Annotated in this window: 13 protein-coding genes; 4 read left to right on the plus strand and 9 right to left on the minus strand. The window is 71.7% G+C overall.

Annotation, left to right across the window (positions count from 1 at the left end):
- The first annotated feature begins 3 nt into the window (after window positions 1-3).
- Together recX and GTW43_RS29435 are read left to right on the plus strand one after the other, a co-directional pair.
- Window positions 4-789 (plus strand): recombination regulator RecX, encoded by a 786-nt coding sequence (recX, locus tag GTW43_RS29430; RefSeq protein ID WP_161305033.1) that lies wholly within the window; start codon window positions 4-6, stop codon window positions 787-789.
- Window positions 790-1,110: 321 nt separating this feature from the next.
- Window positions 1,111-3,744 (plus strand): FtsX-like permease family protein, encoded by a 2,634-nt coding sequence (locus GTW43_RS29435; protein WP_161305034.1) that lies wholly within the window; start codon window positions 1,111-1,113, stop codon window positions 3,742-3,744.
- A 159-nt stretch (window positions 3,745-3,903) separates the two neighbouring features.
- On the opposite strand, the gene GTW43_RS29440 is transcribed toward GTW43_RS29435, so the two are convergent.
- From GTW43_RS29440 to GTW43_RS29470, 7 genes are all read right to left on the minus strand, one after another.
- Window positions 3,904-4,332 carry a rhodanese-like domain-containing protein gene (locus GTW43_RS29440; protein ID WP_343246153.1) on the minus strand — a complete coding sequence of 143 codons (429 nt, stop codon included), beginning with the start codon at window positions 4,330-4,332 and terminating at the stop codon, window positions 3,904-3,906.
- On the minus strand, window positions 4,329-4,898 hold the full coding sequence (locus GTW43_RS29445) for a cysteine dioxygenase (protein ID WP_161305035.1): 570 nt from the start codon (window positions 4,896-4,898) through the stop codon (window positions 4,329-4,331). The genes GTW43_RS29440 and GTW43_RS29445 overlap by 4 nt, the downstream gene beginning before the upstream one ends.
- Window positions 4,899-5,114: 216 nt before the next feature.
- The gene (locus tag GTW43_RS29450; protein WP_161305036.1) at window positions 5,115-6,767 is read right to left on the minus strand and encodes an FAD-dependent monooxygenase; all 1,653 of its coding nucleotides are present in this window, start codon (window positions 6,765-6,767) and stop codon (window positions 5,115-5,117) included.
- A gap of 208 nt (window positions 6,768-6,975) precedes the next feature.
- A complete protein-coding gene (locus GTW43_RS29455; RefSeq protein ID WP_161305037.1) occupies window positions 6,976-7,899 on the minus strand; it encodes an amino acid ABC transporter permease in 924 nt (307 codons plus the stop codon).
- Entirely contained in the window at window positions 7,896-8,543 is a 648-nt protein-coding gene (locus GTW43_RS29460; protein WP_161305038.1) for an amino acid ABC transporter permease, read from the minus strand. Before GTW43_RS29460 ends, GTW43_RS29455 begins: the two co-directional genes overlap by 4 nt.
- 98 nt (window positions 8,544-8,641) lie before the next feature.
- A complete protein-coding gene (locus GTW43_RS29465; protein ID WP_161305039.1) occupies window positions 8,642-9,562 on the minus strand; it encodes a glutamate ABC transporter substrate-binding protein in 921 nt (306 codons plus the stop codon).
- A 93-nt stretch (window positions 9,563-9,655) separates the two neighbouring features.
- Window positions 9,656-10,435 carry an amino acid ABC transporter ATP-binding protein gene (locus GTW43_RS29470; protein ID WP_161305040.1) on the minus strand — a complete coding sequence of 260 codons (780 nt, stop codon included), beginning with the start codon at window positions 10,433-10,435 and terminating at the stop codon, window positions 9,656-9,658.
- A 252-nt stretch (window positions 10,436-10,687) separates the two neighbouring features.
- On the opposite strand from GTW43_RS29470, the gene GTW43_RS29475 reads away from it, so the two are divergent.
- Window positions 10,688-11,374 (plus strand): response regulator transcription factor, encoded by a 687-nt coding sequence (locus tag GTW43_RS29475; protein WP_161305041.1) that lies wholly within the window; start codon window positions 10,688-10,690, stop codon window positions 11,372-11,374.
- A gap of 21 nt (window positions 11,375-11,395) precedes the next feature.
- Entirely contained in the window at window positions 11,396-12,847 is a 1,452-nt protein-coding gene (locus tag GTW43_RS29480) for a HAMP domain-containing sensor histidine kinase (protein WP_161305042.1), read from the plus strand.
- On the opposite strand, the gene GTW43_RS29485 is transcribed toward GTW43_RS29480, so the two are convergent.
- Both GTW43_RS29485 and GTW43_RS29490 read right to left on the minus strand, forming a co-directional pair.
- Complete coding sequence (locus GTW43_RS29485) at window positions 12,826-13,830, minus strand: TAXI family TRAP transporter solute-binding subunit (RefSeq protein WP_161305043.1); 1,005 nt, start codon at window positions 13,828-13,830, stop codon at window positions 12,826-12,828. The two genes, GTW43_RS29480 and GTW43_RS29485, sit on opposite strands and share 22 nt — an antisense overlap.
- 117 nt (window positions 13,831-13,947) lie before the next feature.
- The gene (locus tag GTW43_RS29490) at window positions 13,948-14,943 is read right to left on the minus strand and encodes an Lrp/AsnC family transcriptional regulator (protein WP_161302134.1); all 996 of its coding nucleotides are present in this window, start codon (window positions 14,941-14,943) and stop codon (window positions 13,948-13,950) included.
- Between the last annotated feature and the right edge of the window lie 224 nt (window positions 14,944-15,167).

Here is a 15,167-nt window from a genome sequence, read left to right on the forward strand (position 1 = left end):
TCCGTGACACGACGCACCGACTGGGCCGAGTACGACGACCGCCCCGCTGTCCCCGAGGGCCGGGGCCACGGCGGGGCCGCCGGTGAGTACGACGACGCCGTGGACGGGTATTCCGGCCACGACGTCGCAGCGGGGGAGAGCGCGGACGACCGGCCGCGCCGTGGTGGGCGCTCGCGCACCGGCAGCGGACAGCGCGGGCGACGGCGCCGCGGCGGATTCGGGGATCCGTCCGGCTCCGCACAGGACGACGGTCCCCCTGGCTCGTCGAGGGCCGAGCGAGAGGGATCGTCAGGGGACCCGGCGGAGCGGGCGCGGAACATCTGTCTGCGTCTGCTCACCGGGACCCCGCGCACGCGCAAGCAGCTGGCTGACGCGTTGCGCAAGCGGGAGATCCCGGACGACGTGGCGGAGGAGGTGCTGTCCCGGTTCGAGGAGGTCGGCCTGATCAACGACACGGCCTTCGCGGACGCCTGGGTGGAGTCCCGGCATCACGGCAGGGGGCTGGCCCGACGGGCCCTCGCCCGGGAGCTGCGCACCAAGGGCGTCGACTCCGCCGTGATCGACGAGGCGGTGGGGCAGCTGGACTCGGAGCAGGAGGAGGACACCGCCCGCGAGCTCGTCGCCCGCAAGCTCCGCTCCACCCGTGGCCTCGACCGGGACAAGCGGCTCCGCCGGCTCGCCGGAATGCTGGCCCGCAAGGGGTATCCGGAGGGCATGGCGCTGCGCGTGGTCCGGCAGGCGCTGGAAGAAGAGGGAGAGGACACGGAGGACCTCGGCTTCGCCGACTGAGCTCCACCAAGGAACTCGAGGCCGCAGATCGACCAGGCCGCTTTCGGCTGTACGGAGCGCGTCTGCACGTGGTGCGTCTGTACGTGGCGGGCGGCCTGTACGTGGCAGGCCTGTACGTCGTGTGTCTGTGCGTAGTCCGAGAAGCGTCCGAGCCACGCCGGTCGGGCGGTGAGACTCCCGGAAGGCCCGGTGACACGCCGCGTTCCTGGGGTTAACCCCCGCCCGAAGAGGCCGGGTCACCGCAATGCCGGGGACGGGGTCCGGGCGGGAGTCTGGGCGCATGACATCGACGATGCGCGCGGACTTCCCGGGCAGGACGCCATGATGCTGCGGTACGCCCTGGGCACCGTCCGGGAGCGCAAGGGCGGGTTCCTCGGCGCCTTTGTCGCCCTGATGTGTGCCGCCGCCCTGATCACGGCCTGCGGCACTCTGCTCGAGACGGGTCTGCGCGGCGACATCCGCCCGGAGCGGTACACGGCCGCCCCGATCCTCGTCTCCGCGGACCAGGACGTGCACCAGACCGTCGTCAAGCACAAGAAGGGCAAGACGAAGGTCAAGCACAAGGCGAAGCCACTCGCCGAGCGCGCCTGGCTGCCGCAGGATGCCGTGCAGCGGGTCCGGGCGGTGCCCGGCGTCCAGCGCGCCGTTCCCGAACTGACCTTCCCCGCCCAGCCCATGGCCAAGGGCGCGCAGGACCCCGCACGACCGGCTCTCGGACATGCGTGGGACTCGGCGGTGCTCACTCCCTTCACCCTGACGTCAGGCAGCGCGCCCCGCTCCACGCACGACATCGTCGTCGACCAGGACCTCGCCCGCCGGGCCGGTCTCGCCACCGGCGACACACTGACCGTGCAGTCCACGCAGGACCCACGCACCTACCGGGTCACCGGCATCGCCGCCCCCGGGGCGGGGACCGAAGTGACCCACCAGAGCGCGCTGTTCTTCTCCACGGCAGAGGCCCAGCGGCTCGCCGCGCACCCGGGGATGGTCACAGCCATCGGAGTCGTGCCCGAAGGCGGCCAGGACACCGAGGAGTTGGCGCACACCGTCACGCTGGCGCTGACCGCGACGAAGGGCGCGAACGGTCCGCAGACGCCGGTCCGGGCGCAGGGACCGGACAGCGCGCAGGCATCGGACAGCGCGCAGGCGTCGCACGGGGCGCGGGGCGTCCGTGTGACGACCGGGGACGCGCGCGGCGCTGTCGAGTTCCTGGACGCGTCGGCCGCCCGCGTGAAGCTCGTCAGCATGGGTGGCGCCATGGGCGGCACGTCGCTGCTCGTGGCCGTCCTCGTCGTCGTCGGCACCTTCGTCCTGTCCGTGCAGCAGCGCCACCGCGAACTCGCCCTGCTGCGCGCCATCGCGGCCACGCCCCGTCAGATCCGCACCCTCCTCGGACGCGAAGCACTCGTCGTCGGCGCCGTGGCCGGCACGGTCGGCGCGCTGCTCGGACTGCCGCTCGGCGACCTGCTGCATCAGCGCTTCGTCGAACTCGGCGCTGTGCCGCCCACGCTGGAGCGCAGCGTGAGCCTCTTCCCGGTGGCCGCCGCACTTCTCGCCACGCTCGTCGGAGCCAGGGCCGCGGCCGCGGTCGCCGCCCGCCGTATCACCCGTATCCGGCCGGCCGAGTCCTTGTCCGAGTCGGCTGCGGAGCCGTCCCGCCCCGCTGTCGCACGGACCGTCGCCGGGCTCGTCGCGCTCGCCGGCGGCACGGTCCTCGTCGTCGTCCTCACCGGACTCCGTACCGAGGCGGCCTCCACACCCGTCACGTTCCTGACGGTCGTCGTGCTCTGTCTCGCCGTCTCCCTTCTCGGTCCGCTGCTCGTCCGGGCCACCGTCGCCCTCATCGGCCGGCCGCTGCGCACCGCCGGACCCGGTGCGCGACTCGCGACCGCCAACCTCCGGGGCCATGCGGGCCGCATGGCCGCTGTCGTCACACCACTCACCCTTCTCGTGGGCATGGCCTGCACCGTCCTCTTCGCCCAGCCCACGCTCGGTGACGCCGCGCGGGCCCAGACCCGCGACGGAATCCGCGCCGACTGGGTCGTCTCCGGTGAGGGGCCCGGTGTCCCCGAGGGAGCCGTACGCGCCCTGGACACGCACCACGACACCGTCGTCACCCAGGTCGTCCGCTCCACGGCCCGGGTCGGGCTCGACAAGTACCCGATCCAGGGCGTCAGCCCCGGCGGACTCACCCGGACCTGGGACCCCGACGTCACCTCGGGAACGCTGGACGGATTCGGCCCCCACTCGGTCGCCGTCAGCGAACTGGCCGCGGATCAGCTCGGCCTGAAGCCCGGAAGCCCTCTGAAGGTCACGTTGGGCGACGGCACGCCCGCCACGCTCACCGTCTCCGCCGTCTACGCCAGGGGTCTCGGCTTCGGCGATCTGACCGTCGACCATGCTCTGCTCGCCCGCCACATCGACAATCCCCTCGCCTCCTCCGTACTCGTCTCCAGCGACCGCACACAGAGTCAACTCGCGAGTGCACTGAGCGAGTTCCCCGGTATCCGCATTCTTTCGAGGGAAGCGGCCGACGGGCTCCAGAAGGCGGGGCAGCAGGAGAACGCGGAGGTCAACCTGCTCGCGATGGCCCTGGTCCTCGCCTTCACCGCGATCGCCGTCGTCAACACGCTCGCCATGTCGGTGTCGGAGCGCATCCGCGAGTTCGCACTGCTGAGGCTCGCCGGGGCGAGCCGGCGCCAGGTGCTGCGGATGCTGCGCGTCGAGGCGCTGACCGTCGTCCTGATGGGCACGGCGCTGGGCAGCGGGATCGCGCTGGCGGTGCTGAGCGCGTTCAGCCTCGGGATGACAGGGGCGGTGGCACCGGCCGTCGTGCCCCTCGCGTACGTGTCGGTCGTCGCCCTTGCGGCGCTGCTCGCGCTCACCGCGACGGCGCTGCCGGGACGGGTGGCACTCAGGGTGCCTCCCGTCACGGCAGCGACCGCGAAGGAGTAGCCGGAGACAGTCACGGCCACGCGGCTGGTCGGCCACCCGGCAGCTCGGCAAGCAGCCACCTGCCAAGCGGCCACCTGCCAAGCGGCCACCTGCCAAGGGACCACCCGGCACCTCGGCAAGCGATGCCCCGGCGCCTCGCCGCCCGGCCCACCACAGCGGTCAGGAAGGCGAACCCGCGCCCCCGCTCACGGGCAGCCCGGCTGACCGCCACGCCTGGAACCCGCCCACGAGGTCCGTCGCCCGGTGCAGCCCCAACTGGCGCAAGGACACGGCCGCGAGACTGGAGGCGTAGCCCTCGTTGCAGACCACCACGACCCGCAGGTCGTGGCCGGTCGCCTCGGGGGCGCGGTGGCTGCCCCAGGGATCGAGGCGCCACTCCAGTTCGTTGCGCTCCACCACCAGGGCGCCCGGGATCAGCCCGTCGCGCTCGCGCAGCTCCGCGTACCGGATGTCGACGAGCAGGGCCTCGCCCGCGGCGGCCAGGGCGAACGCGTCACCGGCCTCGACCCGGTCGAGTCCGGACCGCACCCGCTCGAGCAGCCCGTCGATGCCCACGGGGCCCGGCCCGGAGCCGGGGGCGGCGGTCACTGCCAGTCCGCCGGGCGCTCGACGGCCTCGAGCCGCAGGATCTGCCCGGTGCGGCTGTACCGGCGGATCTGCGGCAGCGGAGGGTAGTACGCGTGGACCGAGACAGCGTGCTCGGTGGGCGACTCGTTGAGGACCTCGTGGACGTGGTGGCGGCCGAAGGCCCGTCCACGGCCGGGGCCGAGTGCGCGCTCCCGGTCCACGTCCTCGGAGAGCTCCAGCGTCTTCCAGCCGTCCGTGGGCAGGCGGGCGGCGAGGGAGTTCTCCTTGAGCTCACCGGAGGCGGTGAGGAAGGCGCCCACGGAGTCGGCGTGGTCGTGCCAGCCGGTGCCGGTGCCCGGCGGCCAGCCGATGAGCCAGGCCTCGCTGCCGCCGGGGCCGTCGAGGCGCACCCAGGTACGCCCTTCCGGATCGAGGGGCAGCGAGGCGACGAGGTCGTGGTCGGCGGCGGCGCGGCGGACGAACTCGAGCAGTTCGGCCTGGGTGGGCGCGACGTGTGAGGGGGCGTCGGCGGTGGCGCGGGGCGCGGCCGACGCCGGCGAGGCGGGGGAAGACGTGGTCACAGACACGGGTACCGTCCTGGGGTTCGCGAAGAGCGCGTGCCGCAGGCGCCGGTCACCGGCGATCGACTGCGGGCACACGAAGGGAAAGAGGCGAATCAGCAGGACGGACGACACATGCAGCCCGCATAGCGGACCAGGTCCATATGGACCCTCCGCCACAGGCGCACATCGGTGTCGATCGTCACGCTCCGGAGTACACCATGGTGGCGGAGGCCGGTCAACTCACGTACGGTCAGCGCCTCCCGACGCTCGGCCACCGGCGGCGCCCCGTGCGCCGCTGCGCACCGGTTCGTCCGCCGTCGGCTCGCCTCCGAGGGCGACCCGCGCGGCGTCGAGGAGTTCGGTGGGCCGGACCCCGCTCAGGGCCGTGACCAGGTGTCCGTCGGGCCGGATCAGCAGCACCGTGTGTGCGGCGGCCTGGGGATAGGACTCCGCCACGAGCAGTTCCGTCTCGTGGGGCAGCGCGGTGATCGCCTCGGCGAGACGCGGCATCAGTCCCGCCGACATCCAGTGCTTGCGCTCCCACACCCCGGTGCCGGGCGCGACGAGGACGACGAGGAGCCGTCCGCGTCCGAGCCGGTCCCGCAGCCGTACGGTCGTGCCGTCGGGCGCCGTCGCGCGGATGTCGCTCACCGGGGCGCCGGGTTCGGTGCCGGTCGTGGTCTGGGTGTCGGTCCGGGGCGCGGCGAGCGGTGAGTTCGTGTGGGCGCCCGGGGCGCCGAGCGGGCCGAGACCCAGGTGGCCGTCCGTGAGGAGCGCATCGTGTCCCCGGGCGGCGCCGGGCACGTAGGAGCGCAGGCCTCCGCCGCCCCGCAGTATCGGCAGTGCCTGGTCCGCGGCGCGCAGCCGGCCCGCGACGACGGCGCGGCGCTCCGCCTGATAGCTGTCGAGCAGCGTGGCGGAATCGCTCCGGGGCGCGTCGTGCCAGGCCAGCGCCAGCTTCCAGGCCAGGTTGTCGGCGTCTCGGAGTCCTTCGTCGAGCCCCTGTGTGCCGAGTGCGCCCAGCAGGTGTGCGGCGTCTCCGGCGAGGAAGGCGCGGCCCACCCGCCAGCGGCGGGCGAGCCGGTGGTGGACGGTGTGGACGCCCGTGTCGAGCAGCTCGTACGGAGGGGTGGAGCCTCCGCACCAGCCCGCGAGGGTCTCCCGGACGCGTGCGACCAGCACGTCCGGAGTCACCAGGTCGCTGCGGGGCGGCAGCAGCCAGTCCAGGCGCCAGGTGCCGTCGGCGAGGGGGCGGCCGACGATCTCCGCGCCCGACGGACCCGAGGTTCGCCACGGAGGGCTCCGATGGAGCAACGCCTGACCGGGCCACGGAAGTTCCGTGCGCAGCGCCGCCACGGCGTGGCGCTCGACGGCGGTGCGTCCGGGGAAACGGATGTCGAGCAGTTTGCGCACGGTCGAGCGAGGGCCGTCGCAGCCCACGAGGTGACTTCCGCGCCACCAGGTGCCCTTGGGGCCACGGGTGTGGGCCGTGACGCCGGAGTCGTCGTTCTCGATCGAGTCGAGGCGGCTGTCCGTCACCAGGTCGATGAGCGGCTCGTCGGCGACGGACGCGCGCAGGGCGCCGGACAGATCGTGCTGAGCGAGGTGCAGGGGCGCGGGCAGTTGTTCACCGAAGGTGAGCGTGCGCATCTCCTGCTTGCGGCGGAGCGAGCGCCATCCGGTCCAGCGGGCACCGAGCCCGTCGAGCGGCCGGCCGGCCAGCCGCCCGGCGAACGCCGCGGTGTCGTCACGCAGCACCACGGTGCGGGCCGGACGGTGGTCGTCCTTGCCGGGACCCTCGTCGAGCACCACGGACGGCACGTCCTGACGAGCGAGGGCGAGGGACAGCGCGAGGCCGACGGGCCCGGCACCGACGACGATCACCGGATCCACGGCGCGGATCCTCCTGCCCCGACAGACGCCGCGGCCGAGGGCGCGGGCGGCTTACTGGACGTACGAAGAGAGGCAGTTGGAGCGGGGTGCGCGTTCACAGAGCGTATGCAACCCATTGCCGGTGCTTGCGTCAAGTGACGGAGGCAGTGGCGATCATGCCACTGCCTCCGTCGATACGCTCGCCGGCGTCCGCTCCGGTGATGCCCCGTCAGGCACCGCCGTCCGTCTTCCGGGAGGACGGCAGGTCCGTCTCGGCCAGTTCCACGACGGGCTCGGCGGCCGCCGCGACGGTGACGCCCTTCTTGGTCCGGCGGCCGCGGCGCTCGATCCATGTCGCGAGCCCCGACAGGGCCAGACACATCGCGATGTAGATGGCTCCGACGACGATGACGACCGCCGTGATGGGGTTGTCGCCGTTGACGATGATGTTGTTCGCCATCTGGCGGGCCGTGTAGAGCAGCTCCGTGTAGGTGATGACGTAGCCCAGCGAGGTGTCCTTGAGGGTCACCACGAGCTGGCTGATCATCGTCGGGAGCATCGCCCGTACGGCCTGCGGCAGCTGGAGCATCGTCATCACCTGCGACTTGCGCAGGCCCAGCGCGTACGCGGCCTCGACCTGACCGCGCGGCACGGCGTTGACGCCCGCACGGATCACCTCGGCCTGGACGCAGCCGTTGTAGACGCTCAGCCCGATGACGAGCGCCCAGAATCCGGAGCTCTCACCGAAGACGCCGAGGTTCTCCTTGTAGGTGAGGAAAAGCACCCACAAGGCGTAGATCGTGATCAGCAGCGGGATGGCGCGGAACAGTTCGATGAACCCGGTCGCGCACCAGCTGACCGCCTTGTGATCGGACAGTCGTGCGACCGCGAGGAGCAGGCCGAGCACGAGGGACAGCGCACCGGCGACGGCGAACACCTGCAGGGTGGTGAGCACACCGTCGCGGATGTTGGTCCGCACACCCGCGTTGTTGAAGATGTTCCAGACCTCGGGCGCCAGCTGGCCCTTCTCGTTCATCCGGTAGATCGCGAAGGCGATCAGGCCGAGGATGGCGAGGGAACCGACGACCGTGTAGATCCGGTTGCGTGTCCGGGCCCGGGGACCCGGCGCGTCGTACAGGACGCTCGAACTCATCGTGCGACCCCCATGCGCCGCTCGAGCAGCCGGAAGAGACCGCTGATGGTGAACGTGATGACGAGGTAGCCGAGGGCCACCCACAGGAAGATCCAGCCGATCGCGAAGCCCTTGTCGCTCAGCAGCTTCTGGACGCTGAAGAGCTCGGTGACACTGAACGCACCGGCGATGGCGGAGTTCTTGGTCAGCGCGATGAAGATCGAGCTGAGCGGCGGCAGCACCGTACGGGTGGCCTGCGGCAGGATGATCATGCGCAGGGTCTGCGAGAAGGTCATGCCGATCGACCGTGCGGCCTCGGCCTGGCCCAGCGGCACCGTGTTGATGCCGGAGCGGACGGCCTCACAGACGAACGCCGAGGTGTAGCAGCTCAGTGTGAGCAGAGCCTTCATCCACGGGTTCAGACCCGGGAAGAAGATCACCGGCAGGACGAACCAGACGATGAGGAACAGCAGCGTCAGGGGAGTGTTGCGGAACAGCGTCACCCATGCGGTGCCGAACAGCCGCAGAGGGGGAACGGGGGAGACACGGAACCCGGCGATGATCACGCCGAGGACCATCGCCAGCAGCCCGCTGGCCAGGGTCAGCAGGACGGTGCCTATGAACCCCTCGCGGAACTCCGGGAGATAGTCGAGCAATACGTTCACGGGGATGTCCTCGTGGGCGGCGGGCGGGCAGGAAAGGCCACACCGCGGGCGCACCGCGAGCGGTGCGCCCGGAGCGGGGCGTGCTCCTCAGGCGGGGATCAGTAGCGCTCGAGGGCCGGCGGCTCGGTGTACGCCGACTTGGACAGGCCCAGCGTCGCGTCGTACGCCTTCTTGTAGTCGCCGTTCTTCTCGTGCGCCTCGATGGCGTCGCTCACCGCGTCCCGCAGCGCCTTGTCGTCCTTGTTCATGCCGACGCCGTACGGCTCCTTGGTGAACGGCTTGCCGACCACCTTGAGCTTCGTCGGGCGCTGGGCGGCGTAGCCCTTGAGGATGGCGTCGTCCGTGGTGACGGCGTCGACCTCGTTGTTGAGCAGCTGCTGCACGCACTCGGAGTACTTGGACAGCTCGATCGTCTTGGCGCCGTACTTGGGCTTCTTGATCTCCTGGAGCGGGGTCGAGCCCTTGATGGAGCAGACCGTCTTGCCCTTGAGGGAGTCCGGACCGGTGACGCCCTTCTCGTCGGCGCGCACCAGGAGGTCGGCGCCGGCCATGAAGTACGGACCGGCGAAGCCGACCTGCTTCTTGCGCTCGTCGTTGATCGTGTAGGTGCCCACGTAGAGGTCGACCTCGCCCTTGGAGATCGTCGTCTCACGGACGTTCGAGTCGACCGTCTTGAACTCGATCTGGTCGGGCTTGAAGCCGAGGTCGGCGGCGATCATCTTGGCGATCTCGATGTCGAAGCCGGACCGCTTGCCGTCCGTGTCCTGGAAGCCCAGGAACGGCTGGTCGTCCTTGGCGCCGAAGACGATCTTGCCGGCCTTCTGGGCCTTCTTCAGGGTCGCGGAGTCGACCTTCACGTCCTTGGCGACCGCGTACGTCGGCAGCTTCGGCTGGTCCTTGCCGCCCGAACCGCCCGCGGGCTTGTCACCGGCGTTGCCGGAATCGCCGCCACACGCGGTGGCGGTCAGGGCGAGAGCGGCGACAGCGGCCGCGACGGCGGCGGACTTGCGGAGCTTCATGGTGAACATCCTTCGTGTCGGCAGATTCGGCAGTCGGAAAAACTCAACACGCGCGCGCGGGGCCCCGATCGAGGGCGCACGTGCGGCGCGCGTCTAGTGGTGCAGGATCTTCGACAGGAAGTCCTTGGCCCGATCGCTGCGCGGGTTGCTGAAGAACTGGTCGGGGGTGGCCTCCTCGACGATGCGGCCGTCCGCCATGAACACGACGCGGTTGGCCGCGGAGCGGGCGAAGCCCATCTCGTGCGTGACCACCACCATCGTCATGCCGTCGCGGGCGAGCTGCTGCATCACCTCGAGGACCTCGTTGATCATCTCCGGGTCGAGCGCCGACGTGGGCTCGTCGAAGAGCATCACCTTGGGGTCCATCGCCAACGCGCGCGCGATGGCGACGCGTTGCTGCTGCCCACCGGACAGCTGCGCGGGGTACTTGTCCGCCTGGGCGCCGACGCCCACGCGGTCCAGCAGCGCGCGCGCCTTCTCCTCGGCCTGCTTCTTGTCCGCCTTGCGGACCTTGATCTGGCCCAGGGTCACGTTCTCGAGCACCGTCTTGTGCGCGAAGAGGTTGAAGGACTGGAAGACCATGCCCACGTCCGCACGCAGCCGGGCCAGTTCCTTGCCCTCCTGGGGCAGCGGCTTTCCGTCGATGGTGACGGCGCCCGCGTCGACGGTCTCCAGGCGGTTGATCGTGCGGCACAGTGTGGACTTGCCCGAGCCCGACGGGCCGATGACGACCACGACCTCGCCTCGGGCGATGGTCAGGTCGATGTCCTGGAGCACGTGCAGAGCGCCGAAGTGCTTGTTGACTCCGCTCAGCGCGACCAGAGTGTCGCCCGCGGGCGGAGTGGCGTCCTTGGTCACCGAAACTTCGGTCATCGGGGTCTTGCTCCATCCTCCTCGGTTGGGAGGACAGTAGTAACCCGGTACGACCAGCGTCATTACATCTGAGGGGAAATTGAGCATAACGATCCGGCCGCAACCGGACACTATGTGTGAAGGGGTGCGGCCCGCGCGTACCGGCTGCATAACGGAACACGGAGCGGCCCCGAACGCCCTTGACGACATCCTCGTGCATCGGCGTGGATGCCTGGGTGAACCCATGGGATCGAGACAGGTGAGGGGGCCGGAATGAGACTGCTGCTCGTCGAGGACGACGATCACGTCGCCGCGGCCCTGTCCGCCGTGCTCTCCCGGCACGGCTTCGAGGTGCGGCACGCGCGCAACGGGGAAGAGGCTCTCCAGGCCCTGGTCCCGGACCCCGCCGCCTTCGGAGTGGTGCTGCTCGACCTGGGGCTGCCGGACCAGGACGGCTACGAGGTGTGCGGGAAGATCCGCAAGCGCACCTCCACGCCGGTCATCATGGTCACCGCGCGCGCGGACGTCCGTTCGCGTATCCACGGCCTCAACCTCGGCGCCGACGACTACGTGGTGAAGCCGTACGACACCGGCGAGCTGCTCGCCCGCATCCACGCCGTGAGCCGGCGCAGCGTGCAGGAGGAGCCGGCCCCGGCCGCGGACCACGAGGTGCGCGTCGGCGGCGTGATCATCGACCTGCCCACCCGGCAGGTCACCGTGGAGGGCGCCGCCGTGCCGCTCACCCGCAAGGAGTTCGACCTGCTGGCCCTCCTCGCGCAGCGGCCCGGCGTCGTCTTCCGCAGGGAGCAGATCATCAGCGAGGTCTGGCGCACCAGTTGGGAGGGCACAGGGCGCACTCTGGAGGTGCACGTGGCCTCCCTGCGCTCCAAGCTGCGCATGCCCGCCCTGATCGAGACCGTCCGCGGCGTCGGCTACCGGCTCGTCGCCCCGGCCGCGTAGCGGAAGCCGTAGAGTCCCCGGGTGCGCGCCCGTCTGCTTCCGCTGCTCATCGTCCTCATGGCGGGCGTGCTGCTCGCGCTGGGCTTCCCGCTCGCGGTGAGCGTGGCCTCGGCCCAGCAGCAGAAGGTGGTCGTCGACCGCATCGACGACACCGCCCGATTCGCCTCGCTCGCCCAGTTCGTCACCACCAGGCCGCGGGAGAGCGGCGGCCAGGTCCCCGACGAGCGCCGCCAGACGCTCCAGAAGGAGATCGACCGCTACTACGCCGTCTACGGGATCCGGGCGGGCGTCTTCTACCGCGACCAGGTGCCGATGGCGCTGTCCCCGAGCGGCTTCGACGTCCCGGACCGGGGCGCCCTGCGCCAGGCGTTCGACGAGGCGCTGTACTCCCGCCGCAGCCACGACCCGGCCCAGGTGTGGCCCTGGCAGCAGGGGCGGCTCGTCGTGGCGTCGCCGGTCATCCGCGACGGCGATGTCGTCGCCGTCGTCGTCACGGACTCGCCGACCGGCGCGATGCGCGCCAAGACCCTGCGCGGCTGGCTGGTCATCGCCGCGGGCGAGGCCGCCGCGATGCTGCTCGCCGTGGGCGCCGCCCTGCGCCTGACGGGGTGGGTGCTGCGCCCGGTCCGCGTCCTCGACGCCACCACGCACGACATCGCCACCGGCCGGCTCAAGTCACGGGTCGCCGCCGCCGGCGGTCCGCCGGAACTCAGGCGCCTGGCCCGGTCGTTCAACGAGATGGCCGACCACGTCGAGGACGTGCTGGAGCAGCAGCGTGCCTTCGTCGCCGACGCCTCGCATCAGCTGCGCAATCCGCTCGCCGCCCTGCTGCTGCGCATCGAGGTGCTGTCCTACGAGCTACCGGAGGGAAACGAGGAGATCGCGTCCGTACGGGCCGAGGGCAAGCGCCTGGCCCGGGTCCTCGACGACCTGCTGGACCTCGCCCTGGCCGAGCACGCCGCCGCCGACCTGCAGTTGACCGACATCGGGGAGCTCGCCGCCGAGCGCGTCGAGGCATGGCGGCTGACGGCCGAGGAGAAGGGGGTGCGGCTCGTCGCGCAGTGCCCGGCAGCCACCGGCTGGGCGGATCCCGTCGCCCTGTCCAGCGCCCTGGACGCGGTGGTCGACAACGCGCTCAAGTTCACGCCCGAGGGCGAGCAGGTCACCGTGACGGTCGTGGCCAACGGGGAGACGACCGCCGTCGAGGTCGCCGACGGCGGCCCCGGCCTGCGCGACGAGGAGCTCGCGCGCATCGGCGACCGCTTCTGGCGCAGCGGCCGCCATCAGAACGTGAAGGGGTCGGGCCTCGGGCTGTCCATCTCCCGCGCGCTGCTCACCGCGGGCGGCGGCTCGATCTCGTACGCGCACCACGAGCCGCACGGCCTGCGCGTGACGCTGCGCGTGCCGAGAACCGCACCGGTCCCGCGCCAGGGTGTCGAGGCGAGCGTCGCTCAGGGCTTGACCGAGCGGTAGTAGCGCCGCGCGCCCTCGTCGAGCGCCAGCGGGTCCGTGTAGATCGCCGTGCGCAGGTCCACGAGCTGCGCGGCGTGCACCACCGCGCCGATGTGGTCGCGACTGTCGATCACGGTCCGCGTCACGGCCTCGGCCATGGACGGGTCCATGCGGTCCGTCGTGACCAGCAGGTTCGCGACGGCCAGCGTGCTGACGGCCTTGCCTCGCTGCGCGTACGGATAGGCGTCGGCCGGCATCGTGGCGGCCCGGTAGTAGCGGGAGGAGCCGCCCTGGGCGTGCAGTTTGTCGATCAGCGTGCCGAGCTCCACGAGCCGGATCGGCACCTTTTCCGACAGCTTGCGCACATGCGTGGTGGGCAGACCGCCCGACCAGAAGAACGCGTCGATCTGCCCCGCCTCGAGCGCCGTCGGCATGGTGTCTATCCCGATGCCCACGGCGTCGACGTCCTTGTCGATGTCCAGACCGGCGGCCCGCAGGATCCGGTCGGCGACCAGCCGCACCCCGGAGGCGCGGCCGCCCACCGCCACCCGCTTGCCCCGCAGGTCGGCGACCGAATCCACGTCGGAGGAGCGGGGCACGACGAGCTGCATGTAGTCGTCGTAGAGCCGCGCGCAGCCGCGCAGCTGGTCGGCGCCCGCGCGCTGGTCGATCCGGTACTTGGCGACCGCGTCCGCCGCGGCGATCGTGAAGTCGGCCTTCCCGGTCGCCACCCGCTTCACGTTGTCCAGCGAGCCCTCGCTGCCGTCGAGCCGCACGTCGACCTCCGGCAGGTCGCGCGCCATGGCCGCCTTGAGGAGGTTCCCGTAGCGCTCGTAGACGCCGGTGCGCGCACCGGTGCTGAACGTCACGCTGCCGCTCGGCCTGGTGTCCTCCAGGGGCAGCAGCCACCACAGCAGCAGCCCGGCCGCCACCAGTCCGGCCACGGCCCCGGTGAGGGCGCGGCGGCGGGCCGGGCGGAGGCGGCGCAGGGCGGTGAGCGGCATGCGCGCGATCCTGCCAGGTGGGGCCGGGGCTGACCAGGGCCGACCGCATGTGACCGTGCCCTCGCCGGCGTCGCGTGCCGCGCCGACGACCGACCCGCGCGCCGGGGACCGGCCCGGTCAGGACGGCGAGTGGACCAGCCGGCCGTGCGTGATCAGCGAGGCGGCCTGTTTCAGCCGCCGGACCCGGATGCTGACGCTGTACGCGTCGATCCCGCCGATCGCCGCGACCCGTGTCGTCAGATAGCGGTAGAAGTCCTCGGCGTCGCGGCAGGCGATGCTCGCCATGATGTTGTGCGTACCGCTCACGGCGGCCGCGAAGGCGACCTCGTCGTGGCGCGCCAGCGCGAGACCGACGCGCTCCAGCTCGGCGGGCGGGACGCGCAGCCACAGCGTCGCGTTCAGGCGGTGGCCCAGCGGCTCGGGCAGCAGATCCACGTCGTAGAAGAGGGTGCCGGAGCGCTCCAGGGCGACGAGGCGCCGGGCCACGCGCGCGGGTGACCAGCCGGTGACCTCGGCGAGCCGGGCCTGAGTGACCCGGCCGTCCTCGGCGAGGGCCGCGAGCAGGGGCGCGTCCGCGTCCGTGGTGGGCAGCGGCGGGCCCTTCGGCACGGGCGGCCGGTGCGGGTCGAGGAGCCGGAGCTGCGCGGCGTCGAGCGGATCGCCGTAGCCCGTCCAGTCGCCCGGCAGACCCTGGTCGCCGAAGGGGTGCAGCATCAGGTCGATCGTGACGTCCAGGACGGCGGAGGCGCGGGGCAGCTGCCGCAGGAGGATGTCCTCGCGCGGGGCGTGCACCGGCGCGCTGATCACGCAGATGATCTCCGATCCGCCGGAGGCCAGCGCGGCGTACGCGATGTCGGGGCGCTGTGCCAGGGCGCGGGCCAGCGGATCGACCCGGTCCGGCCGGCAGCGGATCCGCGCCACCCAGCGGGCATCCCCGTACACCGCGGGGTCGACCAGACCGATGACGCGCAGCACGCCAGCCCGGCGCAGTGCCTGGTAGCGGCGGGCGGCGGTCTGCTCGGAGACCCCGGCGATCTCGCCGATCAGGCGGAAGGGAGCGCGGGGCGCCAGTTGCAGCGTACGGAGGATGGCGCGGTCCACAGCATCAGGCATGGCGGAATTCTGACACTGTCGATGCCCGATGTAGAGGTATCAGCATGTCCTCGACTGTCGGATAGGTGTTCTCGCGCGGTGTGGCCGAGTCTTCGGGAGCGGGCGCGTTCGTCCGTGATGCCGAAGGAGGATGCCCATGACCAGCACGACAGCCGTGAGCGGACCGGGGAGCGACCGCCGTGCGGCCACGCTCCTCATGGCCTGCCTGGGCGTCTTCGTCGCCA

Origin of the sequence: Streptomyces sp. SID5785 (assembly GCF_009870065.1) — a bacterium.
Taxonomy (GTDB): domain Bacteria; phylum Actinomycetota; class Actinomycetes; order Streptomycetales; family Streptomycetaceae; genus Streptomyces.